General features: G+C 51.4%; 15 protein-coding genes. 7 read left to right on the top strand and 8 right to left on the bottom strand.

What is annotated here, in order from left to right; genetic code table 11:
• The first annotated feature begins 33 nt into the window (after positions 1-33).
• Positions 34-1,167 (top strand): ABC transporter ATP-binding protein, encoded by a 1,134-nt coding sequence (locus D2E26_RS06720; RefSeq protein WP_125963960.1) that lies wholly within the window; start codon positions 34-36, stop codon positions 1,165-1,167.
• A gap of 291 nt (positions 1,168-1,458) precedes the next feature.
• On the opposite strand, the gene D2E26_RS06715 is transcribed toward D2E26_RS06720, so the two are convergent.
• Complete coding sequence (locus D2E26_RS06715; RefSeq protein WP_125963959.1) at positions 1,459-2,877, bottom strand: DUF4032 domain-containing protein; 1,419 nt, start codon at positions 2,875-2,877, stop codon at positions 1,459-1,461.
• 169 nt (positions 2,878-3,046) lie between these two features.
• Entirely contained in the window at positions 3,047-4,036 is a 990-nt protein-coding gene (gene rlmB / locus D2E26_RS06710) for a 23S rRNA (guanosine(2251)-2'-O)-methyltransferase RlmB (protein WP_125963958.1), read from the bottom strand.
• Between the two features lie 285 nt (positions 4,037-4,321).
• Between rlmB and D2E26_RS06705 the strand changes: the two genes are divergently transcribed.
• Together D2E26_RS06705 and dcd are read left to right on the top strand one after the other, a co-directional pair.
• Entirely contained in the window at positions 4,322-7,330 is a 3,009-nt protein-coding gene (locus D2E26_RS06705) for a cation-translocating P-type ATPase (RefSeq protein ID WP_420897212.1), read from the top strand.
• Positions 7,331-7,973: 643 nt separating this feature from the next.
• Positions 7,974-8,555 (top strand): dCTP deaminase, encoded by a 582-nt coding sequence (gene dcd, locus D2E26_RS06700; RefSeq protein WP_125963957.1) that lies wholly within the window; start codon positions 7,974-7,976, stop codon positions 8,553-8,555.
• Positions 8,556-9,127: 572 nt separating this feature from the next.
• On the opposite strand, the gene D2E26_RS06695 is transcribed toward dcd, so the two are convergent.
• Together D2E26_RS06695 and D2E26_RS06690 are read right to left on the bottom strand one after the other, a co-directional pair.
• Positions 9,128-10,177 carry a hypothetical protein gene (locus tag D2E26_RS06695; protein WP_125963956.1) on the bottom strand — a complete coding sequence of 350 codons (1,050 nt, stop codon included), beginning with the start codon at positions 10,175-10,177 and terminating at the stop codon, positions 9,128-9,130.
• Between the two features lie 150 nt (positions 10,178-10,327).
• On the bottom strand, positions 10,328-10,801 hold the full coding sequence (locus D2E26_RS06690; RefSeq protein ID WP_206432090.1) for a nucleoside deaminase: 474 nt from the start codon (positions 10,799-10,801) through the stop codon (positions 10,328-10,330).
• Between the two features lie 137 nt (positions 10,802-10,938).
• On the opposite strand from D2E26_RS06690, the gene D2E26_RS06685 reads away from it, so the two are divergent.
• Positions 10,939-13,029, top strand: a complete 2,091-nt coding sequence (locus D2E26_RS06685; protein WP_125963955.1) for a cation:proton antiporter — start codon at positions 10,939-10,941, stop codon at positions 13,027-13,029.
• A gap of 87 nt (positions 13,030-13,116) precedes the next feature.
• Here the strand turns inward: D2E26_RS06685 and D2E26_RS06680 are convergent, their stop codons facing one another.
• The 3 genes from D2E26_RS06680 to D2E26_RS06670 all read right to left on the bottom strand — a co-directional run bounded on the left by D2E26_RS06680 (position 13,117) and on the right by D2E26_RS06670 (position 16,920).
• The gene (locus D2E26_RS06680; RefSeq protein WP_125963954.1) at positions 13,117-13,842 is read right to left on the bottom strand and encodes an alpha/beta hydrolase; all 726 of its coding nucleotides are present in this window, start codon (positions 13,840-13,842) and stop codon (positions 13,117-13,119) included.
• Positions 13,843-13,956: 114 nt separating this feature from the next.
• A complete protein-coding gene (locus D2E26_RS06675) occupies positions 13,957-14,919 on the bottom strand; it encodes an Mbeg1-like protein (RefSeq protein WP_125963953.1) in 963 nt (320 codons plus the stop codon).
• Positions 14,920-14,925: 6 nt separating this feature from the next.
• Entirely contained in the window at positions 14,926-16,920 is a 1,995-nt protein-coding gene (locus tag D2E26_RS06670; protein WP_125963952.1) for a lipase family protein, read from the bottom strand.
• A gap of 295 nt (positions 16,921-17,215) precedes the next feature.
• Here D2E26_RS06670 and D2E26_RS06665 point away from each other — a divergent pair, with 295 nt between their 5' ends.
• Positions 17,216-19,054, top strand: a complete 1,839-nt coding sequence (locus tag D2E26_RS06665; protein WP_125963951.1) for a glycoside hydrolase family 13 protein — start codon at positions 17,216-17,218, stop codon at positions 19,052-19,054.
• 108 nt (positions 19,055-19,162) lie between these two features.
• Entirely contained in the window at positions 19,163-20,428 is a 1,266-nt protein-coding gene (gene ilvA, locus D2E26_RS06660; RefSeq protein ID WP_164515906.1) for a threonine ammonia-lyase, read from the top strand.
• A 135-nt stretch (positions 20,429-20,563) separates the two neighbouring features.
• Here the strand turns inward: ilvA and D2E26_RS06655 are convergent, their stop codons facing one another.
• Positions 20,564-21,340 carry an SIR2 family NAD-dependent protein deacylase gene (locus tag D2E26_RS06655; RefSeq protein WP_125963950.1) on the bottom strand — a complete coding sequence of 259 codons (777 nt, stop codon included), beginning with the start codon at positions 21,338-21,340 and terminating at the stop codon, positions 20,564-20,566.
• 392 nt (positions 21,341-21,732) lie between these two features.
• Here D2E26_RS06655 and D2E26_RS07520 point away from each other — a divergent pair.
• A partial coding sequence (locus D2E26_RS07520; protein WP_206432088.1) for a hypothetical protein occupies positions 21,733-21,969 on the top strand: 237 nt, incomplete at its 3' end.

The raw sequence follows: 21,969 nt of genomic DNA, 5'->3' as shown, positions 1-21,969 counted from the left end.
TCGGCACGTACCTGCCGATGAAAGGAATGAATAATGGCAGAAGTCATTTTCGATCATGTGACTCGTATCTACCCGGGCAATGATAAGCCTTCGGTCGATGATCTGAACCTTGACATCAAAGATGGTGAATTCCTCGTTCTCGTTGGTCCTTCGGGCTGCGGTAAGTCAACGACGCTTCGCATGCTTGCAGGACTTGAAGAAGTGAATAAGGGTCGCATTCTTATCGGTGGCAAAGACGTCACCACAATGCAGCCAAAAGACCGCGATATCGCAATGGTGTTCCAGAACTACGCTCTGTACCCTCACATGACGGTTGCAGACAACATGGGCTTCGCCCTGAAGATTGCTGGTACGCCAAAGGACGAGATTCGCAAGCGCGTCGAAAAGGCTGCTGAGATCCTCGATTTGACTGAATTCCTCGATCGTAAGCCAAAGGCCCTGTCTGGTGGCCAGCGTCAGCGTGTGGCAATGGGTCGCGCAATTGTGCGTGAGCCAAAGGTCTTCCTTATGGATGAGCCTCTGTCGAACCTTGACGCCAAGCTGCGTGTGCAGACTCGTACGCAGATCGCTGCTCTGCAGCGTCAGCTCGGAGTAACGACGCTGTACGTGACGCACGATCAGACTGAGGCCCTGACGATGGGTGATCGTATTGCAGTTATCAAGCTGGGTATTCTGCAGCAGGTCGGCGCTCCTACCGAACTGTACGATCGTCCAGCAAACGTGTTCGTTGCAGGCTTCATCGGTTCCCCATCGATGAACATTAACGTGCACCCAGTCGTGAACGGCCATGCTCGTATCGGTGAAGATACGATCGAACTGCCAAAGGAGGCAGTTGACAAGCTGACGCCAGAAGACAACGGCGAGATCGTTGTCGGCTTCCGTCCAGAAGATGCTTCGTTGGCAGCTCCAGATGACGAGAACGCCTTCTCGCTGAAGGTTGTGAACGTCGAAGATCTGGGCTCGGATGGCTACATCTATGGCAACATCATCAAGGATGATGCAGATCGTACGCTTGATTCTTCGTCGCTGATGTCCGACCAGAACAAGCTCACTACGATTCGTGTGAACCCACGCGTGCTGCCACAGATTGGCGACATCGTCAAGATCAAGATCAACCCAGCAAAGATGCACCTGTTCGCCCCATCGACAGAGCTGCGTCTGAACTAGCCCTACGTGTCGCAATGGCGTGAGTAGCCTTGCATAGCCCGATGGACTCGGGTTCGTTAGGTCGATTACATCGGGTGGTCACTCAGCCTTGTGATATTAGAAAGCGTTTGACAGGTTTTTGCTGTTTTTCTCCTGTCGAATGTAACCGAGGTAACGCTTTCTCTCTTGTTACCTCGACATGAAAAGCCCCGCCGTTTGGCGGGGCTTTTCTTATTCGTGTGCTCACTTACGGTTTAGTGAGCACACACTGGTTTAGAGATGACATTCGTTCATTGGCCTCATCGTTGTTGTTTAGTGAGACCACACGGCTGCATCTGGATCGTCTTCGGCATAGTAGCCGTTGTCGTCATCGTCAGGATGCGTAAAGTACGTGCTTTGCTCATCAACAACGCCATCATCGGCTTCAGCATTCAAGCGTTCGACGGTCTGCTGATCAATCATGTACTTTGGCAGTGCATTCTTGACATAGCTTTGTACAGCAGTGGCCATTGGAATATCATGGCCAGCCTGCTCAGCCAAATACCAACGATGCTCAAGCACCTCATGGAAGAACTGTGCTGGCTCAATTTGCGTACGGTATTCGCGCGGAATCATGCGCACCGTAGGCTCAAAGACTTCGCGCATCCAATCGGTTGCTACAACCTCAATATCTTCGCCTTCACGCCACGTAGAAGCGCGGTATGCATCAAGATCGTTAATCAGACGACGAGCCTGGTTCTCTTGCACATCAAGACCCGTAAGCCTCAACAGCTTGCGGTTCGCATAGCCAGCATCAACAACGCGAGGACGGACCAGCACTGTTTTGCCATCAGGCGTCGTATTCATCTCGAGCTCATCAACGTCAAAGCCCAAGTCATTGAGCATATTGACACGTCGTTCAACCTTCCACATCTCGTCTGGCGAGAAATTACTCGTATCAGTCAACGCACTCCAGAGCGAGTGATAACGCTCAACAAGACGGTTGCCAACCTCAATTTCGTCAACGTCAGGCGGCAGCAGCTCGCCCGAACTCAAATCCATAAGTTCGCCGATGATATTCGTACGTGCCAAATCAATGTCGTACTCACGCTGACCCTCGGTCAAATTAATCTGCAGATCACCAGTCTCAGCGTCGACGAGGAAAGCGGAGAACGCGTCGGCATCACGTAAGAACAACACGTTCGACAGCGAAACGTCGCCCCAATAGAAACCGGCCAAATGCAGACGCACCATAAGCACAGCCAGTGCGTCAATCAAACGCTCAGCAGTGTCCGGACGCAGCGTACGCGCGAACAGTGCACGGTATGGCAGTGAGAATTTCAGGTGCTTCGTAACGAGAATAGACTCGAGTGGCTCACCATTTTCATCATGACGGCCCGTTACCACAGCAATTGGCTGAACCGTTGGTAAATCAAGCTTTTGCAGCTGGCGCAAGATCTCATACTCGCGTTCGGCAACCGTATGCGTGATTTCCTTCATGGCATAGACTTCGCCGCCCACGTGCACAAATCGCACCACGTGGCGAGAAATACCGCGAGGAAGATTAACGAGCAGTTCCTTAGGCCACGTTGCAAGCGGCATCTCCCAAGGGAGTGTAAACATTTTGGGATCTGACACCGACGCCATAATCTTCAGCGACGATGGTTCTTCGGTCTCGTTGGCTGATTCGTCAACGTTGACGCTTGTCGCTTTCAGTACACGCGGGTCAAGATGCTGCGCTTCATTGTTCATAGCCCACAACTTTACCGCATGATGCTTGCGTTGAGCAGTGCTCCCGAAGAATAATAAAGCGACCTTCACGTTTAGATCACGCCGCTTGGGGAGCAACTGCTGTTGCGTTCACCAAGTGCGGCTCAGTTCAGGAACGTGAGGTCGCTTTTATTTATTTCTGCTGTTGCGCTCAGTCTTGAGCAGCTTCGCGACGTGCTTTCGCCACGGAGTACAGCGTGATGCCAGCGGCAACCGAAGCGTTCAGCGATTCAACCATCGACGACATTGGAATGCCAGCAATGCAATCGCAAGCTTCGCGCGTCAGGCGAGAAATACCCTTGCCTTCGCTGCCGAGCACCACAACGAGTGGATCGGATTCGAAGCCCGTATCGCCAACTTCCTTAGTACCGCCACCGTCGAGGCCCACGACGTAGTAGCCGCGTTCCTTCAGTGCTTCAATAGCCTTCGTCAGGTTCACGACGCGAGCCACTGGCATATGAGCTGCAGCGCCTGCAGACACCTTCCATGCAGCAGCCGTAACCGAAGCAGAACGACGCTCTGGCAGAATCACGCCGTTAGCGCCGAATGCTGCTGCAGAACGAATAACTGCACCGAGGTTCTGTGGATCGGTAACGCCATCAAGAGCGATAAACAGAGGGCGTGCCTGAATACGAGCTGACTGGGACTTAGCCTCTTCCATAGCGCGAGACTTGCGTTCAGCGCGTTCAGCAAGCTCATGCAGCGTGCTGTACTGGAATGGCTGAGCCTTCATAATGATGCCCTGGTGATGGCCGCCCTTAGCAATGCGATCCATCTCCAAGCGGTCAGCTTCAAGAATGTTCAGACCATGAATGCCTGCCAAACGCAGGATTTCACGCGTACGATCATCGTGCTCCAAACGAGCTGCCACATACAGCGTGCTTGCTGGAACGCCTACGCGCAATGCTTCGAGCACTGCATTGCGGCCAATGACGAGATCGTCGGAATCAGAAGTGAACTTAGCGACGCGACGACGTGCTGCCAGACGCGGATCTGCACGCTTATGACGCTCTGCAGCGCGCTTGGCCTTATAAGCCTTGTGATACACGCGGTCTTCTGCCTTAGGGGTTGGACCCTTACCGCGCAATGAATTACGATGCTTTCCACCCGACCCCTTGGTCGGACCTTTCTTCTGTGCCATAGCTTCATCTTCCCATGTGGTCGGCCCAAGTGCAGCATCACGCGGTGTTAGCGAACAATTTATAGCGTATTGGCAGCTTGTTGATGCTTCGATTATGCGTGCCACTACGGGAATATTCATGGTAAAAACCGTGTAATTATTATGGAAACCTCAATAATTCCTATGGAATAATGAGAAACACATGAGTTCTAACACATGATGTTAGAACTGCCGTTTATCCGCGCAATCAAGCTATTTATCTGCGCTCTGATTGACTACTCCGCGGCAAGCCAAGGAGATTTTCCTATGGAACATAAGCCGGGGCATCCGGAACAGCTTGCTATGGCCAACGAATCCGCACCAGACAGTGATCTTGTGCAAACCCCTGAAGAATTACAAGCCATTGAACAACAGCGTGCATTGCTCAACGATGTTGATCCTTCCACATCGGATGCAACGCAAGTAGCTCAGCTGCTGCACGTTAATCCACAAGTAGGCTTAAGCACGAGTGAAGCACATCGTAGGCTTGCACAATTCGGCCCTAATGAATTGGCTAGTGCACCAGAAGTACCTAAGTGGAAGAAGTTCCTTGCACAGTTCAAGGATCCACTCGTATATTTGCTGCTCGCCGCAACAGCTATTTCTTTAATCGCATGGATTATTGAAAAAGTTGGTGGTCATGCAGAAGAAGCATTGCCATTTGATGCCATTGTTATTGTGCTGATTCTGATTGTGAATGCAGTACTTGGCTATATGCAAGAAGCCAAGGCAGCACAAGCCGTAAGTGCACTGAGCGAAATGACCGCACCAACAACAAATGTGCTGCGCGATGGCAAAGTGGTGCGCATTGCCACAACCGATGTAGTGCCAGGTGATGTGCTCGTACTTGCTGAAGGTGACACCGTTTCGGCCGATGGTCGTTTGTTCGCCGCTGCAAGCTTACGTATTGCAGAAGCTTCGTTAACTGGCGAATCAGTTCCTGTTGGTAAGAAGCCAGAGACGTTAGCTACAGCTAAGGCTTTGGGTGATCGTACCAACATGGTGTTTAACGGTACTTCTGTAACGCAGGGTACTGGTCGTGCCATTGTAACGGGCACTGGTATGAATACGCAGGTTGGCAAGATTGCAGATCTGCTGTCGAGTACCGATGAAGAAGCAACGCCACTGCAAAAAGAGATGAATCATGTTTCGAAGATTCTCGGTATTGCCGTCTGCGCCATTGCTGTTGTTGTATTGATTGCTCTTGCTGTTATGGAAGGCTTCCATACTACGCAAGATGTTATTGATTCGTTGCTGCTTGCTGTATCGCTGGCTGTTGCTGCGGTGCCAGAAGGTCTTGCTGCCATTCTGACCGTGGTACTGGCTCTGGGTGTGCAGCGCATGGCTATGCACAACGCCATTGTTAAGAAGCTACATTCGGTTGAGACGCTGGGCTCGGCTTCGGTTATCTGCTCCGATAAAACGGGCACGCTGACGAAGAACGAGATGACCGTTGAACGCATTGTTACCCCTTCGGGTGAGGTTGAGCTCACGGGTACGGGCTATACGCCAGAAGGCGATATGGTCGGTATGCATGGCGCAGCCATTACTGATGCTGTTCGCCGCGAAGCACTTGCTACGTTGGCAACTGGTGCACTCGCGAATGATGGTGAGCTGCGTCAGGGTGCAACCGCAGGCAGTTGGGAAGTGGTTGGCGATCCAACTGAGGTCTCACTTGTAGTCGCTGCAAAGAAGACTCATGCTGATCGTGCCTTTGAGCGTTTCCAGCGTGCTGCTGAAATTCCATTTACTTCGGAACGTAAGCGCATGTCGATTATCGCGAAAGATACAACCGACAATGGTGATTTAACGGTATTCGCTAAGGGTGCACCAGATGTGCTGCTGAGCTTCTGCTCACGCATTTCGGTTAATGGTGCTGTACGCCCAATTACCGAAGGTGATCGTCAGGCGATTCTGCATGCTGTTGATCGTTTGTCGAACGAAGCATACCGAACACTGGGTCAGGCTTACCGTCCACTCGAAACTGCTCGTTTAAGTGAAGTATCGGGTATTAAGTGCAATGCTGCTGGCCAGGCTGCCGATGTAGCAGAGCAAGCTGATGTTATTGAACGTGACCTGATTTGGGTTGGCCTTGTTGGCATTATTGATCCACCTCGCGTAGAAGTTCGCGATGCGGTGGCTGAAGCACATCGTGCTGGTGTGCGCACGGTCATGATTACGGGTGATCACCCATTAACCGCTGCTCGTATTGCCTCTGACTTGGGCATTATTGAGCAGGGTGGCAAGGCTATGACGGGTGATGAGCTCGATGCATTGCCAGATGAAGCTGCTTTCGATGCAGCAACGTCCGAAGTCTCGGTCTACGCCCGTGTGGCTCCTGAGCACAAGCTCAAGATTGTTGAGTCGCTGCAGCGTCAAGGCAATATTGCCGCAATGACTGGTGACGGCGTCAACGATGCTCCTGCTGTTAAGGCTGCCGATATTGGCGTGGCCATGGGTATCACCGGCACTGAAGTGACGAAGGAATCAGCCAAGATGATTCTGGCTGACGATAACTTCTCAACAATTGTGGCTGCAATCCGCGAAGGCCGTGGCATTTTCGATAACATCCGTAAGTTCCTGCGCTACTTGCTGAGCTCGAACGTTGGCGAAGTATTTACCGTTTTCGGTGGTGTAGTGCTCGCTGGATACTTGGGCCTGCGTCAGCCAGAAACCATTGGTGTAACTGTTCCACTACTGGCAACGCAGTTGTTGTGGATTAACTTGCTGACCGATGCTGCTCCAGCTCTGGCCATGGGTGTTGACCCAATGACCGAAGACGTCATGAACCGTAAGCCACGTAAGCTCACCGATCGTGTTATTGATGGCGCTATGTGGTCCGACGTTATTTACATCGGCATCATTATGGCCATTGTCACGCTGATCGGCATGGATATGCATTTGGCTGGTGGTCTGTTCACTGATCGCTCGGTGGGAGCGCTTGGCCATGACGCACAAATGGTTGAAGCACGCACAATGGGCTTCACGATCCTCGTGTTCGCTCAGCTGTTCAATGCATTGGCATCGCGCTCGCATTTGCAGTCTGCATTCGTGGGCATGTTCTCGAACAAGTGGCTCTGGGGTGCAATTGCACTGTCGACTGTACTGCAGCTGCTTGTGATTTATGTGCCATTCCTGAACACTGCATTCGGTACGACGCCTCTGCCTGCTATGGCATGGCTGGAGTGCATCGGCCTGGCAGCAATCGTGCTTGTTGCTTCTGAGCTGCGCAAGATTGTGCTGCGCATGATGCAGCGTCGTCGCGCAACTGTGTGAGCTCACTGATTGCAGGTGAGTTCTATGCGGGCTTAAGCAGAACCGTGTAAGCACGGGGAAGCATCGAGCGATATAACAACCTCAGAGACCCAGCTGTAAGGCTGGGTCTCTTTGTATATGCGGAAATAAAAAAGAGAAAAACAAAACCCGGTGGAAAGCCACCGGGTTAGGAGAGAAGAAGAAAGAGAAAGTGTTCAGTTGTCGGAATCGTTACGGGTCCCGTCCGGTTGGTACAGCTTCATAACAACCGACAATTACAGTATGGGGGGCGATGCTGGGAACAAGTCTCGGATTAGCTGAGTATAACCTCAAAATTTGGCAAACTCAGAGTGAACTGACGTCTTGTATGCGGGCTGAACTCGACAAACGGAATGTGAATTAGGTCCGAAACTGAAGAAAAGCTGAATGCCTAGCAAACAGGAGGTAAACCAAGCTCCTGCAAAGCATTGCGTGTGATGCTGCACGATATTGTACCTGAGAAATATTCAACAGATCGATGCTCAACGCCGAGCAATTTCCAGTGATACGAAAAAAGTATGTTCTCGTAATAAAAGTTTCGGTAAACTTAGCCCTGCTAAGAGGCAATTTGGCTGGTACGAGCAAATGAAGTTCAGAACTAACGATGTTGAGGAAGGAGTCGGTCATGCTGTTGTCTGATCGAGACATCAAGGCTGCTCACGACGCGGGAAGTATTTCGCTGGAACCTTGGAATGAAGAAATGGTGCAGCCTGCATCAATTGATGTGCGACTTGATCGATTCTTCCGTTTGTTCAAAAATCACACGTATACCTATGTTGATCCTGCTGAAGATCAGGGTGAGCTGACCGAGCAGTTTGAGGTTCAGCCAGATGAGCCATGGATTCTGCACCCAGGTGAGTTTGCACTCGGTTCTACGTGGGAATATGTCAATCTTGATGCCACACTTGCTGCTCGTCTCGAAGGTAAGAGCTCGCTGGGCCGTCTTGGTATTTTGACGCACTCGACAGCAGGTTTTATTGATCCAGGCTTTGAAGGTCACATCACGCTTGAGCTGTCGAATGTTTCGACGCTGCCGGTGAAGCTGTGGCCAGGCATGAAGATCGGCCAGATGTGCTTCTTCCAGATGAGCTCGCCAGCTGAGCATCCATATGGCTCGAAGGAGCTGGGCTCGCACTATCAGGGCCAGCGCGGTCCAACGCCATCGCGCTCCTACGAGCACTTCTACAGGGCTGATATTTCTGACTGAGGCCTGTGATTACAGGCCCATACTCGTCTTTAAGTGCCATATCGTCGGTTATCCGAGTATTTTGCACGTGAAGCCTATCTTCGTGTGCAGTTTGGTCGGGTAACCGACGATAATGCACATGAATCAGTAATTTTCACCAGTTTGTTCTCTTTACGTGCAGTCTGTTCGGCTACCTGACGTAATTGCACATAAAGGGTATCTTTGAGTGCATTTTTCTCAGGTATCTGACCTACTTGCATTGGAACGCATTATTTTCTTCTTTTTCGTTGCTTCGTGTGCCGTTTAGTCGGTTGTCCGAGTATTTTGCACGTAAACCATACCTTCGTGTGCAGTTTGATCGGGTATCCGACAGGGAAGCACATGAAGGACCCAATTCCTAGATTTATGTACCTTTATGTGCAATCTAGTCGGTTATCCGACGTAGCTGCACGTGAACCCTATCTTCGCGTGCGGTTTCCTCAGGTTTCCGAGTATTTTGCACGAATATGGGAAACTAGTACAGGCTTCTAGTTGCTAAACAGCGGAGAGCTTCGCAAATTCGCAAAGAACTTTGTTTTGTAATGACCCAAGAGCTATGCAGCAAATGAGTTTCCAGAGATATTTGCTTGAGCGGCAATTGAATAATCTGTTTTTCTAGCTTGTTCAAGATCAAATCCAGTGCGTAGCCAAGATAAGGGTGTTCGCGAGAGTGGAACGCCTGCTTCGAGCAATGTGCTTTTCAATGCTTGCGGTTTGCGAAGAGTATTCCAAGATGCATTAATAACAGTCGCGCCCATAGCTTTGAGATCTTCTTCACGCAGCATTTGTGCTCCGACCTTTTGCTGCAAACTTTGACCATTAAGCATGGATGTATCAGAATACTTTGCCATGCCATTGAATTCGATAATGACGAGTTTGCCATTCGGAGTGATGTAGAGAAAATCAACGCGATATATTTGGCCGCTTGTTGGTCCGATGAGAACAACTTGAGTTAGGGGCCGTGCAAAGCCAAGCTCGAGGAGTAATGCACGGAAGAGTGATTCTCCACCATTCTCACTATTGGGGTCCGCGAGCATAAGCATTTTTGTAACTCGGGAGCAGTCTCTTTTCCATGCATTACATGATTGCGCAATTGATTCAGGAGATACACCTGAGCGTAGAGCAGAGTCAATAACCTGTAACGCATATCGGAATGGAAGTGTTAAGCAACAGAATGTTGCAGTATGTGCGGCTGGAACCACTTGCATGCCATCAATAATTTGTGGTGTGATTTCGGGCGTTCTCTCAAAACATAGTCCAGGGAATGCGTGACGGACTGGAGCTTCTGTGGCAACATGCAATTTGCCATCTATGGCTTGGTAGGAGAGTTCGAAGCCGTGGAGAATGGCTGCGGTCTGTGACGTAAATACTAAGTGTGGGCGTACTTGGCTAATGCCTCGAGCCATATGAATGATTCGTTGTGGCGGTGTGAGCTGTTCCCATAAATCAGCAGGAAAGTATATTCCGCGTATGGGCTCGACTAGATGCAATTGCTCGCGCCGTCGTTGAAGGATCTGCTTGGTATTGTGGTCTGCTGCTGCGAAGCATCGTCCTTCAGACACGGCTTCATTAATTCGGCTTTCGATTTTTGTATTCGCTCTCATGCAGCAACGGTATATGTGAGCAAAAGGGAAGCGCCATTTCTATGAGGCAATGTGGGTAATTGCTATTGCGGGCATTGATATGTGTACAACTCCGCATGGAATCGGAATAGCTACGCTATCGATACTTATGCCATATGAGGATGGCAGAAATTATTCATGATCAGGCGAACGGAAGAACGACGTCAGTAGGGAAGCGCACTCAGCTTCACGCACGCCGCCGCGAACTTCAGGAGTTGCGCCAACGTGAGGGTCGCGCGGCAGATCCCAAACTGAGCCGCACGCACCGAGCTTGGCATCCCAAGCGCCAAACACAATGCGACCGACGTGTGTTTGCAGACAAGCGCCGGCGCACATCGGGCATGGCTCGAGCGTTACGACGAGTGTGCAGTCGGCGAGATTCCACGTGCCCAAAGCAGCGGCGGCCTCACGCATAGCTTCGATTTCAGCGTGGGCGAGTGGATCGAGGTCGCGTTCGCGAACGTTGTGGCCGCGGCCAATAACCTGACCCTGAGCGTCGAGTACGCAAGCGCCGATCGGCACATCGTGGTGTTCAGCAGCACACTGTGCCTCTGCTAATGCGACGGACATCGCTTCGTCAGCTTGCTTGCGACTCATATTGTTCATGCTGCCAGTTTACGGGCACGGCAGAGCAGTGAAACAGCGTTGGCCGGCCTAAACCAAGCCCCGCTGAGTTCAACTGCCTGAAATAGTCGTCGTGTAGGCTTGTGGCCACTGGGCTCGCGCAACAGACGAGGAGGGGCATGGAAGTCTTTGAACTCATTCTCTGCATAATCGGAGCCGTTGTGCTGTCCAGTTTCTTGAGCCGGTTTATGCCAAAAGTGTCGACGCCGCTCGTACAAATTGTGCTTGGCTTGATTCTTTCGCAAGTGCCGAGTGTGGCTCAGGTAACGCTGGATCCTGAACTTTTTATGGTGCTGTTTATTGCGCCATTGCTGTATTTAGAAGCGCACGACATTGATAAACATTCATTGTTTAAAACATTGAATCTTTCACTGTCGCTGGCGATTGGATTGGCTGTGGCCACCATGGTGGCTGTTGGCTTTAGCTTGCATTTCTTCTGGCCAGCAGTGCCTTTGGCGGCAGCGCTTGCCTTAGGCGCGGCATTGGGTCCAACTGATGCTGTGGCGGTGAGCTCGCTGAGTCATGAGGCCACGCTGAGTAAACGCCAGTTAAGCGTGCTCAAAGGTGAGAGTTTATTCAACGATGCATCGGGCATTGTCGGCTTCCAGTTTGCTATTACGGCAGCAGTAACGGGTCGATTCGAGGTTGGCGAATCGGTCGCAAAATTTGTGTTCTCGTTTATTGCTGGTGCTGTATTCGGCCTCATTATTGGCATGCTGGCGAATTGGCTATTTGAGTGGATTCGATCGATTGGTTTAGAGACCACAACTACGCGTGTGCTGCTCGAATTGTTCTTGCCATTCCTGCTTTACATTGGTGCAGAAGCGATTCATGTGTCCGGCATTCTGGCCGTTGTGGCAGCTGGTCTGCTGATTCGATTTGATCGCACTGGTGTGGGTCCGAATGTGGCCCGTACGAATATTGTGGCGTCGAGCGTGTGGGGCGTGCTGAGCTTCACACTCAACGGTTCGGTATTCATTCTGCTGGGCATGGTACTGCCAGCGGCAATGCACAATAGCTGGAACAACCCAGGCATTCAGAACTGGGCCTTGCTGGGCTGCATAGCGCTGATCTCGTGCGTGACTGTTGGTATGCGCTTTATTTGGGTGGCTGCCATGCTGCGCATTGCTCCAGATGCAGAAACCCATAAGCGTCGCCATATGACGGCTGCTCGTTGGCTTTCGGCAGCAGTGATGACATTCGGTGGTCCAAAGGGCACGATCACGCTCTCGCTGATGTTCACGATTCCGTACACCATTGCTGCGGGTACGAACTTCCCAATGCGTGATGAGCTGATCTTTATTGCGGGTGGCGTCATTATTGTGACGTTATTGCTTGCTAACTTCTTGCTGCCTGTGCTGGCACCAAATCGTTCTACGCGCACGCAAGATGGCCACGATAGTACGCAAGAAATTACACAGATTTCGGTTGAGATGCTGCGCCGTACCGTTGAAGAACTGGCACAGCGTATTACTCCAGAAAACCGTCGCGCCGTTATGCTCGTCATTGATTCGTATACGAAGCGTATTACGCGCCTGAAGCACCGTTTGGGCACCGTTGATCCTGCTGGCGTTGAGCGATTGCAGATTCAGGCGCTCGAGTGGGAGAAGTCGTTTATTAAGCAGGAACTCGTAAAACTGCGTGAAGTTCCTGAGCCTCGTCCTGTTGAAAATCGCATGGATGAAGAAGCGTGTGAGCGTATTCTCGATCAGATTATGGCAACGCTGCGCCGCATTCATCGCGAGCACAATGCAGGCCGTCAGGTGTGGCGTATGCGCGGCCGTCTGCGTGCATTCTCGAGACGTACACAGCTGTTTGCCAAGCGCGTTTCTGAACGTGTGCGCCGCAAGACACCGCTGGTGAGTGAAGATGAGATTTACGCACACACTCGTGTAATGCAGTTGCATGCGATTGAGTATGTGATTGACCGTCTCTACGAAGAGATGGCTTCTGATGAGCACCAGGTTGAGTTCTGTTCAACGCTGCTGCTTGATTACCGTCGTGCCGAGGCTGCGCTGAAGTCGCGTCCAGCTGTTTCGAATTCAGCATCGTTTGTCAGCGGATTGAATGAGGCGAAGCGTGAGGGCTTGAGCATTGAGCTCTCGATTATTCAAGACATGGTTGAGTCCGGCGAAATTACTCGTGCTCAAGCCCGTCAGCTGCGCAGGAACGTCTACGTTATGAGCGTCGATGCCGAAGCTGCAGTGTAAGTACTGTGCGGTGTGAGTACTGTTGCCTTGAGTACTGCTGCCTGATTGCTACGGCGTAATCACAGCTACATAATTACCGCTGCACAATCACAGCAGTCCCGACGAAATATTCTGCTCAAGCATCCACTGACGCAAATCAGCAAGCTCTTGCATGCTCACCGAGTGATCAAGGCCGCGATACGTATGCTCCGTTAAGAACGTATGTGCCGAAAGCCATGCGCTCGTTGCCTTCACATCGTACGTTGGCACGACCATATCGGTGCTGTCGCCGTGGCCGTAGAACGTTGCGATATTCTGTGCATCAACGTTCTCGTCGTCTGGGAACGCTTCGAGCAGCGCTCCGGTCGCCATAAATCCAGACAAGCACACAGCTGCCTTGTATCGTTCGGCATGAATACGCAGCAGTTGAATGGCAAGAGCACCGCCCTGAGAGAATCCGAGTGGCACAATGCTGCGCTGTTCTGGCACGTTCTCCACAACCCACTGATCAATGGCACGAGCAGCTGCATAGATATCGCGGTCCAGATCCTTACCCTGAGGAATAGAGTCGTGGAACCAGCTATACGCACCCTGAGCAAGCGTCAGCGGCGCACGCAGCGAAATCCAATCATTGAACGGCGCAATATAGTGCATGAGATCCGGCAGATCCTGCTCATTCGAGCCCCAGCCGTGCAGCAGCAATAGCAGCGGCCTCGTAGGCGTTGCGTTCGCGTGATCACGCGAATACAGCACCTCACTTACGTGCAGCGGCTCACCAAATCGGCCTGGCACTACGTGTGATTCTCGTCCAATCAGATTGTTTGCTTCGTTCATAGTTAGTAATCTACTGTTGATTTCTCAATTACGACATGGCATTTCATGCCACAGTGGGTAGCCGTTTCATGTTCCACATGAAACACATGTTTCTCGTGAAACATGAAACAACGTTTATGCTTCGTCCTTCACGTTCTGCAGCAGATAATGACCGAGCAGACGGTACGGTGCAAAAAGCACTTCAAAAATCTGATGCTTAGCAGTATCGCTCGTAATAGCAATCAGCAAGTTCAGCAGACCGCTCGTAATGCGGCCAATCATCGTTTGCTGAGCAGCCACCAGATGCGTGCCATTAGTCTCCCAGTTGTAGACATAATGCTGCACAACAAATGGTTTAGGGCTATCCACGTAGCTCAAGCCCTGCTTTGGATGCTTGTGAATATTGCCCACAATTGAGGACTTTGGAATAAACGTACGAATCAGCGGTGCAATCTGACGGTAGGCCTCAGTCTTACGTAGAGGAGGAGCAAGGCCTGGGCCATCAAAGCTGCAGATGCTAATCAGACGATCAAGTACTGCTGGATCGCGTTCAACGAGTGCACGGCATGCATATTCGGCAAGGTTGCCGCCCTTCGAGTGACCACACACGAGAATGCGACCAGGCCAGCTAGCCACATTGCGTGCAAGGAAAGCTGCAGCATCAAGCTGAGAGCCAGTTGGCTCGTTACGAGACAGCTCCAGCGACTCATGCCAGCCAGTAACTGTGAAATCGGTCGCGCGGAAGGCAATGCACAGCACATCATTCAGCTGTACCGCCAGAGCACCAAACTGCTGGCTGCGTTCCACATACCTTGCTTGGAAGTCATGCATATACACCGCGGCATAGCGCTCAGACTTCTTCACGAGCTGGGCGAGCTCCAGATCTTCCTTGTTGTTCAACGAAACAACGGTGTTATGGTGTGCGTCGCGAATTGTTGGCAGCACGGCTTGCTCAACAGCTTGAGCAAGCGGCTCACCTTTACTGCTCTGCACATAATCGAAGTTCGACAATTCGGCAAGTACTAACAGATCCAGTGCATTCGCCTTAGTCTGTTCAAACGAGTCATTGCCATATTGACGTACATAATCCAATAACATTCTTGGTCACCTGCGTTCAAACCAAGCTTCGAGCTCACAGGACTGCTCAGGAGCAAATACATAAGTTTCTTTACGAGACAGTGGGGCATCCTGACCAGGCTTGGCGTCTGGCGTATACCAACCAATGAACTGCGAATGAGCACCGTGATGTGCATGCACAGCCACAGTATCGCCCTTCGTAGCAGCCAAGTGACCACGAGCATCGCAAATCACATTTGGCACAGGAATTGGCATCGAATGAGCACCTGGCTCGTAATACGATTCAAAGGCTTCATCTTCGTGCAGCTTGCCCTTGCCCTGAATCTTGACAGTGACATTGAGTGCATTCAGATCTGCGGCATCCACCGTCTCACCCTGCAGCGTTGCACGAACATCATTCCACTGAGCATCCTTGTTCTTCTCAAGTGGAACATTGTGGAACACCGTACGGCTCAACACGTGGCCTTCAGGATCCAGCGCGCTTTCGGTAACTGTGAAGTCTGCCTTATCGTGAGCGTGGAATGTAACCGTGTAGTTGCCCTCATTAGGAACCCACACACTTACTGCCTGCGTATCGTCGTTCACGTACATAGCAATAAAGTTCTGCGAATCGTAGAGCTTGGTATCAATTTTGCCCTTCACAATCGAGGCCACCGTCTTGCCATCGGCATCGTGCACGGTGACATCCGCAGGACCATTGATCGTCAGGCATGTCACATCTGGCGTAGCACCCTGCTCAATATCAATGTTGTACTTGCAAATCAGAGCAAGCTTGAGCAGATAGCCTTCTTCCTGATGAGCACCAGAAGCAGTATGACCCAGAATCTCGTTGTGAATGAAGTAATCAAGGAACTGCTTAAACGTTCCCATGCCATACTTAGCAAACTTCGTTGCCTCGAGTGCCTGCTCACGGCCTTGCACAGCGGCCAGATCAGTGAACAGCGTGAAGTACTGAGCGAACGTCAACGTACCTGCATGCGAGAAGCGCTTGTGCTGATACATATGAGCAGCATCAGGGCACAGATCATAGAGAATGCCCTCAAGCATATTGGTCTGTGCATTGCCATGGAATGCAGGGAAGTCCGTATGCGTCCACTGCTTAAAAATCGTAAGGAAGTCATCGAGGTACGTACGGTAATCGGCATAACGCGTAGCAATGCTTGGCAGATACAAATCAGTACCGAAACGACGCGTACCCCAACCGTATGGAGGAAGACGAGGAATGTAATCCTCAGGGTTCAGCACGTTGAAGATATTGCTGAACTGAGCGGCGTTGTAATCCTTACGCAGCGTCACGCGGCTAGCAGAGAATGTGTATGCATAGAAGCGATCCTGCGTCACGCCAAGCGTTGTATCTTCATCAATAATGGCAGCCAGCATATTGGCAACAGCAGCACCACGGCTATGACCAATAACCCACAGCTTGGCCTGGCTCATATCAACGTTATGAGCTTCAACATAGGTCTTCAGATCGCGGAAAGCCTTGCTTGCGGTCAGATAGAAGCCCTCGTGGTACTGCAGCTTGGAGAAGTCGCCATCGCAAATCGAATCAGCAACCTCAGAATTCGAAAGCCACTCAGCAGTATCAGAAGTACCGCGCAGCATCATAATGAGCAGCTCCTGCTCCTGACCGTCGTTCGAACGAATCTTACGATGGCCGAATGCATAGCTGACCTGATCCACATTGTGCGTAAAACCAATGCGGTTCTCAACATTCAGGTGGTAGTAGCTCGTGATGTCAATATCTTGGCAACCCAAGTTCTTAAACGTCTTCTGGATGTAACGGTAGTTATTCGAAGGAAGGTTCTTATAGCCCGTCATGCAAATACCCATAGCCGACCATGCCATATATGGGTTGTATTCGGTAGAAGGCTCAAAGAACCATGAACCATCAAACGGAATAGCTGTGTCCGTCTCAAAACGCTGCTTTGACGTGCCGCACATCTGAGCAAAGTGCGACAAGAACGTCGTAGAAATCATGTCCATATTTGGGCTCAACTGCTTTGCTTGCTCGGGCGTCATGCTGTTACTTCCTGTTCCTCTACTGGTCTATCTTCCGCAGATTGTAAGCGTTCAATCTCAATTGCCCCTAGAGAGGAGTGCCACAGCGCGCAATGAAGCGCTTTGTCGCAGCCGCAGAAATCAAGAAAACATTGAAGATCAAACTTAAGCGGACATAACAAACCGTAAACAGCAGTCTGTGAAAAAACATGAAACATACAGAAAACATGCTGGAACGACTCAAATTAGGGGGATACGATGAGCGCAAACGCTGTACAGAACAGCGCACGTAGTCAACGAAACCAAGGGAGCAAACGTGACTTCTTTTGAACGAACAAATTTGCCAGATGAAATTCGGACGAACGGAGCGTGCCCAAATCCTTGGTGGGCTAACGCCGTCGTCTACCAGATTTATCCACGCTCATTCCAGGACTCAAATAACGATGGCATGGGCGATCTGAAGGGCATTACGAGCCGTCTTGATTATTTAGCGGACCTTGGTGTTGATGTTATTTGGCTGAGCCCAGTGTATGTGTCGCCACAAGATGACAACGGTTACGATATTGCCGACTATCAGGCCATTGATCCAATGTTCGGCACGATGGACGATATGGATGAGCTGCTTGCTCAGGCGCATAAGCGCGGCATTAAGGTCATTATGGATTTGGTGGTGAACCACACGTCCGATGAGCACGCATGGTTCCAAGCTTCGCGCGACGCTAACGATGAGCATGCTGATTGGTACTGGTGGCGTCCAGCTCGCCCAGGATTCGAGCCGGGAACGCCAGGAGCTGAGCCAAACCGCTGGGGCTCGTACTTCGGCGGCTCTGCTTGGCAGTACGACGAAAAGCGAGGTGAGTACTTCTTACACCAGTATTCGTCGAAGCAGCCTGATCTGAACTGGGAAAACCCAGCTGTTCGCCAAGCCGTGTACCGCATGATGAACTGGTGGATGGACCGCGGCATTGATGGCTTCCGCATGGACGTGATTACGCAGATTTCTAAGGTCACTGATGAGAACGGCAAACTGCCAGGCGAACCAGGTTCTCATCTCGAAGATGGTCCAGTGAATGAAGAGGGCTACACGTCGTGCTTCGAATTCTGCTCGGACGGTCCGCGCCTTGATGAGTTCCTGCAGGAAATGCATCGTGAAGTATTCGCTGGCCGTGAGGGCTATTTGAACGTAGGTGAGGCTCCAGGCGTGCATGCCGCACGTAATGGCCAGATCACCGACCCAGGCCGTCATGAGCTCGATATGCTGTTCCAGTTCGATCACGTGGGCATTGATCAGGTCGGTCCAAAGTGGGTGACGAAGCCATTTAGCGTGCGTGCACTGCGTGAGCAGCTGCGTCGCCAGCAGGAGGCTGTTGCTGAGCGTGGCTGGACGAGTTGCTTCACGTCGAACCATGATCAGCCTCGTGTCGTCTCGCGCTGGGGTGATGAGTCGGTTCGTTCGGCCAAGGCTCTGGGCTTGCTGACGCATCTGCACCGCGGAACTCCTTATATTTATCAGGGTGAGGAGCTCGGCATGACGAACGCGCACTTCACTGATTTGAAGCAGTATCGCGATCTTGAGTCGCTCAATGCGTTCCGCCAGCGCGTAGAAGAGGCCAAGGTGCAGTCCGCTGAATCGATGATGGAAGGCATCGCTCGTATGGGCCGCGATAACGCTCGTACGCCAATGCAGTGGGATGATTCGCGCTTTGCTGGCTTCATGTCGGCTGAGGCTGGCACTGACGATGGCAGGGGAGTACAGCCTTGGATTGCCGTCAACAAGAACCACACAACGATTAACGCAGCCGCTCAGGTCAACGATCCAGATTCGGTGCGTTCGTTCTACAAGCAGTTGATTGCGCTGCGTCACGACGATCCCGTGGTCGCCGCCGGCACGTGGCGTCTCGTCGACGACGATGACGCGAGCGTGTACGCATTCGTGCGTGAGCTTGGCGTCTCACGTTTGCTGACCGTCATTAATCTGACTTCTCACGCCGCGCAGGTTCCAGCTTCTACACTTCGTTTAATTTCTGAGAATTTCGAAGATGCTGCTGAAATCGAGCAGGCCATTGTGCTCACTACAACGACGCACGCTGGATCGGCCGCTGACTTGGCTCAGGGCAAGCTTGAGCCATGGGAAGGTGTGCTCGTCAGGCTGTAAAGCGTAAAACCGCCACATTTCAAGTGCGCATGGCACGGATGAAACCGGTTTTCTCATAAATCGGGCTATCCGCACCGTGCGCACTTTTGAATTTCTACAATGCTCGGCATGGAGCAAAAAGATGTGTTGCAGGCTATGAGACGTGACCATGCAGCTGAACTGAAGTTAGCTGCCGAACGATTAGAAGGTACGGCAAAGCACACGAATATTATTGCTTCGCCAGTGCTGAGTGAGATGACTGGCCATCAGGTGTTCCTGAAGCCAGAGAATCTGCAGGTAACTGGTTCGTTCAAGATTCGTGGTGCATATAACAAGATTTCCTCGTTGACGAATGAAGAGCTGGAACGCGGTATTGTGACTGCTTCTGCAGGCAATCATGCGCAAGGCGTGGCCTATGCAGCTCGTGAGCGTGGTGCCAAAGCAACGATTTGCATGGCACAGAGCACGCCACCGCTGAAGGTTGATGCAACCAAGGCCTATGGTGCCGATGTAGTGCTGCATGGCAATCTGTTTGATGAAGCAGCAGCTTATGCGATTGAACTCAGCCAGCGTGATGGCTTGACCTATGTGCCTCCATTTGATGATTACGAGGTACTGTGCGGCCAAGGCACGGTGGCTATGGAAATTCTTGACGATGTGCCTGACGTTACGGACATTGTGGTGCCACTGGGTGGCGGTGGTCTTGGTGCAGGCGTGGCGCTGGCCGTAAAGATGTTCCGCCCAGAAGTACGCGTTATTGGTGCTATTCCTGAGGGATCTCCTGCATTCAAGCGTTCGTTCGAAGCAGGACGCGTTATGGCCGCAGATCGCGTAATAACGTCGGCAGAAGGCGTTGCCGTGAAGCGCCCGGGTGATTTGACGTTCGCACTGCTTAACGAGTTCCTTGACGACCTTGTGGAAGTTAGTGAGCGCGATATTAACGAGATGATCCTGCTCATGCTCGAGAAGCACAAGATGGTTGTAGAAGCCGCTGGTGCTGTGGCACTTGCTGCCGTTGAGCATTTGAACCTGCGTTCTCGTAAGTTTGCTGCAGCTGAAGGCGACCATGTGGTTGTGCCAATTATTTCTGGCGGCAACATTGATACGGTCACGATTGGTGCGGTGATTCAGAAGGGCATGATTGCGCGCGGACGCATTATGAACTTCGAAGTCGAGCTGCCAGATACGCCAGGTCAGCTCGTCAAGGTTGCAACCATACTGGCGCGAGAACGTGCCAATGTTATTGCGCTTGATCACGACCAGTTCAAGGCATCTGGCCACTACACGAATTCAGTATCGCTTGGTGTAACCGTAGAAACAAACGGACCAGATCATATTGAGCGCATTATTCAAGCATTGTGCGAAGAAGGCTATACGCCAAAGCGCATCTATTAATGCATTAGCAATTGCAGGAAGCATCCCTTATATGTAATTGCATGCAACAGTACAGATATAGGCAACACTTATATAAACAGAAGCGCCCGCTAACGAACTAATCCGTTAGCGGGCGCTTCTGTGTAAGGCTGTACCTTACATCTCCGAGCGTTCTGCAGGAGCAGCCTCAGCGATCGTACGATCAACAAGCTCAGGCAGTGCCACAGCAATATCCTCATGAATCAGGTTCGTTGCCAGGTTGTCATACTGCGTACGACCCATATTCATAATCGTGATTGGCGTACCAGCCTGTGCTGCAACAGGAACAATCGATGCAGCAGGGAAGACTTCCAGCGTGGAGCCAATGACCCACAGCTCGTCAGCCTCTACAGCGGCCTTCAGAGCGCGCTCCATGGCGCCTTCTGGCAGAGCCTCACCAAAGTACACAACATCGGTCTTAATCAAGCCATCGCAAGGCATATTGCCCTTATATGGCAAAGGACGACGGCAGTGAGGATCAGGATTCTCATCCAAGTGAGCCATAATCTCTGCGGTGTCATACTTCTTATGGCACTGCATGCAATGCGACGTACCAATCGTGCCGTGCAGGTTCACGATCTTGTCTGGGCTATTGCCGGCCTTCTCATGCAGAGCATCAAAGTTCTGCGTAGCCAGCAACTTCAGCATGCCAGCCTGTTCGAGCTTGACGAGTGCCTTATGTGCAGCGCCTGGCTGCGCATTCCACACTGGTGACTCCTTCTGCCAGCGCCACGAGTACTCGCGGTCTTCCTTGCTAGAAAGGAAGCGGTCAATGTCGTACACCGACATTTGATCAGGGTGCTTCGTCCACACACCATCAGGGCCGCGGAAATCTGGGATACCGGCTGACGTAGAAATGCCAGCGCCTGTTAATACTGCAATCTGCTTCTTCATGCTCACCGTCTTAGCACGTTTTGCTGGTGCTTTACATAAGTTACGCTCGCATGTTGCAATACCTACATATATAGGAGCCCTCTATAGCGCACTATTGTCACCTTCTTGTTTGTTCCCCTTATTCTTTCCTATTTCTTATTCGTCCTCTGCTCTTGTTTTCACCATTTCGCTGCTTTGCCCTGCATTGTTCTTCCCAGGAAGGCGTTCACAAGCATCCTAGAGACCCAGTTCGCTCGTTTTCGTCCGTTTTGGGGCCCATTCGCCAGGGTGTGTCGCGATTTTCGAAGAATTTTTAGGAATTTTTGGCCCGATCTTGTATCTTTCGTCGATTTCTGATTCAGTGGTGTGCGTCTGTGCTTTTGCTGATTTCTTGCGAGAGCAATGTCTCAGAAATGGCTTTATTACTGGGTTTTCGACGTATACAGTTAGTGCTTCGAAGCCTGGAACCCCCGTTGCGACACGCCGTGTTTTGTGTTTGTGGTGGTGTTGGTGTAACTTTATCTCTTGCTGCCGCTCAGGCCGCTGGGGTTTCTTCTCTGGTTCGGGTTTGGGTGTGTGGTGGTGGTTTGAGAACTCAAGAGTGTGTACTGTACTACTTTGATCATGATTTTTTGATTGTGATTGTTGTC

The organism is Bifidobacterium dolichotidis, from assembly GCF_003951975.1.
GTDB classification, from domain to species: Bacteria; Actinomycetota; Actinomycetes; order Actinomycetales; family Bifidobacteriaceae; genus Bifidobacterium; species Bifidobacterium dolichotidis.
Note: the sequence above shows the minus strand (reverse complement) of the source record. Positions and strands in the feature narration are given on the sequence as shown.

Coding starts and splice junctions, on each gene's coding strand:
- rlmB (WP_125963958.1), bottom strand. CDS start 4,036: ATGGCACAGAAGAAAGGTCCGACCAAGGGGTCGGGTGGAAAGCATCGT.
- D2E26_RS06705 (WP_420897212.1), top strand. CDS start 4,322: ATGGAACATAAGCCGGGGCATCCGGAACAGCTTGCTATGGCCAACGAA.
- D2E26_RS06690 (WP_206432090.1), bottom strand. CDS start 10,801: ATGAACAATATGAGTCGCAAGCAAGCTGACGAAGCGATGTCCGTCGCA.
- ilvA (WP_164515906.1), top strand. CDS start 19,163: ATGGAGCAAAAAGATGTGTTGCAGGCTATGAGACGTGACCATGCAGCT.
- D2E26_RS06680 (WP_125963954.1), bottom strand. CDS start 13,842: ATGAACGAAGCAAACAATCTGATTGGACGAGAATCACACGTAGTGCCA.
- D2E26_RS06675 (WP_125963953.1), bottom strand. CDS start 14,919: ATGTTATTGGATTATGTACGTCAATATGGCAATGACTCGTTTGAACAG.
- dcd (WP_125963957.1), top strand. CDS start 7,974: ATGCTGTTGTCTGATCGAGACATCAAGGCTGCTCACGACGCGGGAAGT.
- D2E26_RS06685 (WP_125963955.1), top strand. CDS start 10,939: ATGGAAGTCTTTGAACTCATTCTCTGCATAATCGGAGCCGTTGTGCTG.
- D2E26_RS06655 (WP_125963950.1), bottom strand. CDS start 21,340: ATGAAGAAGCAGATTGCAGTATTAACAGGCGCTGGCATTTCTACGTCA.
- D2E26_RS06670 (WP_125963952.1), bottom strand. CDS start 16,920: ATGACGCCCGAGCAAGCAAAGCAGTTGAGCCCAAATATGGACATGATT.
- D2E26_RS06715 (WP_125963959.1), bottom strand. CDS start 2,877: ATGAACAATGAAGCGCAGCATCTTGACCCGCGTGTACTGAAAGCGACA.
- D2E26_RS06695 (WP_125963956.1), bottom strand. CDS start 10,177: ATGAGAGCGAATACAAAAATCGAAAGCCGAATTAATGAAGCCGTGTCT.
- D2E26_RS06720 (WP_125963960.1), top strand. CDS start 34: ATGGCAGAAGTCATTTTCGATCATGTGACTCGTATCTACCCGGGCAAT.